General features: G+C 45.8%; 2 protein-coding genes. Both read left to right on the top strand.

Features of this window, described 5'->3' with window-relative positions; genetic code table 11:
* Nucleotides 1-123 precede the first annotated feature (123 nt).
* Entirely contained in the window at nucleotides 124-1,632 is a 1,509-nt protein-coding gene (gene istA, locus JZI27_RS24780) for an IS21 family transposase (RefSeq protein WP_280209827.1), read from the top strand.
* The coding region (locus tag JZI27_RS24775) for an ATP-binding protein (RefSeq protein WP_280209825.1) at nucleotides 1,629-2,020 on the top strand (392 nt) is incomplete at its 3' end. The genes istA and JZI27_RS24775, both read left to right, overlap by 4 nt.

The raw sequence follows: 2,020 nt of genomic DNA, 5'->3' as shown, positions 1-2,020 counted from the left end.
TGTGAATGCTAATCTAATAATTGACCACCTAGTGGTACATCGCTCATAAAAAAGTTGACCACCTGAGCACCTCTTTCCTGTATCTTGTAGTTGTCTAGACAACAAGATATAGGAGGAAAGGAAATGCTTCAGATGGGTAATTATGAGTTTATCAGGAAACAACACTTTCTGCTAGGGAAGTCGATTCGTCAAATTTCTCGCGAAACTGGCTACTCTCGTCAAGTGATACGAAAAGCCTTGACATCAACGGAAATCCCTGTATATCAGCTTTCAAAACCGAAACCGAAGCCAGTCATTTATTTTGTCAAGCCCATCATCTTGGAATGGCTGCGTCAAGATGAACAAGCTCCCCCGAAGCAGCGTCATACTGCCAAACGTATTTACCAGAGACTCGTTGACGAACATGGATTCACCGGCGGTGAATCTACCGTACGACGATACGTCCGAGAGTTGCGGGTTTCTCCTCCTAAAGCATTTGTCCCTCTCGATTTCCCGCCAGGGCGATTTGCTCAATTTGACTGGGGTGAGGTTACGGTTCATTTACAAGGGAAACAAGTGAAGGTTCAAGTTTTTTGTATGCGTTGCACATACAGCAGAAAGATTTTCATCAAGACATTTGCTCATCAGAAGCAAGAGGCTCTTCTCCAAGGTCATGTAGATGCTTTTGAATTTTTCGGTGCAGTTCCCCAAGTCATCACATACGACAACCTGACAACAGCCGTTAAGAAGGTATTGGAAGGCAAAAATCGCGAGGAACAAGAGCGATTTATTCAGCTACGTGCGCACTACCTGTTTGAAAGCTATTTCTGTGATCCGGGAAAAGGGCATCAAAAAGGCCAAGTGGAGAACCTCGTACAGTTTGCCCAGAGGCAATTTTTTACACCTGTGCCTAGTGTTTCTTCTCTGGAGGAGCTAAATCAAATCCTCCTCGAAAAATGTATCTCTTACGAGAATACAACCGTTCCCCGGTCTTCCCTAACGGTTGGAGAAGCATTTGTTCAAGAGTTGCCCATCATGCTTCCATTGCCTCCACGGCCATTGGATTGTTTCCGTGTTGTACCCGTGAAAAGCAATACGCTATCCATGATCCACATTGAAAAAAATGCCTATTCCGTCCCGGTTTCCTATGCATCGACCCAACTTACTTGCCGAGTATTTGCTGAAAAAATTGAAGTGTATCACGGAAAAAGCCTGATTGCGACGCATGAGCGGTGCTTGGAAAAAGGAAAGGAGATTTTGCAATACGATCATTATCTGGATTTACTTCTTATTCGCCCAGGAGCAGTTCTTTATGCTAGACCATTGCATCAGGCAGGATTACCCGCCATTTACCAAAAGTTCTTGGACAAGTGCCGTAACCGACCAGGAGGGATGAAGGAGTTCGTTCGACTCTTGCTTTTGCACCGTGAATTCGATACTTCTCTCGTCGAAGAAGCACTGGGGGAGGCCTGCCAAAAAGGGATGTTCCAGTATGATGCCGTAAGGCAATTATTGCTTCAGCGAACATTGCCGGAACACCGTTTGCCCCAACTCTCGTTGGCGGAGGATAGCTCTGTTCCACGTATTCAGGTAAAGGCCCCAGATCTTAGCCAGTACAATCGTTTGTTACAGAAAAGGAGTGTGGTTCATTGAGTACGAGTTTCCTGCTTGAAACCTACGCGAAACGCCTTCGCTTACCTGCGATTAAACGTGTCTATAAGGAAATCGCCCATGATGCTGCTGAACGGCAAATTCCTTACGAGGAGTTCCTCTTAGCCCTACTAGAGCAAGAAGTTCAGCAAAGGGATGCTAACCAAATCGCGAGTCGCATCAAGCACGCCAAATTCCCTTACATGAAAACGCTCGATCAATTTGAATTCTCGGCGATTCCGTCCCTGAATAAGCCCAAATTGCTTCAACTGGCTCGTTGTGAGTACATCGAAAAGGCAGAGAACATCATGTTTATCGGAAACTCTGGCACTGGCAAAACTCATCTCTCCATTGCACTCGGGAAGGAAGCTTGCCATCATGGCTATTCCGT

The organism is Brevibacillus sp. AY1 (assembly GCF_029870785.1).
Taxonomy (GTDB): Bacteria; Bacillota; Bacilli; order Brevibacillales; family Brevibacillaceae; genus Brevibacillus; species Brevibacillus invocatus.
Note: the sequence above shows the minus strand (reverse complement) of the source record. Positions and strands in the feature narration are given on the sequence as shown.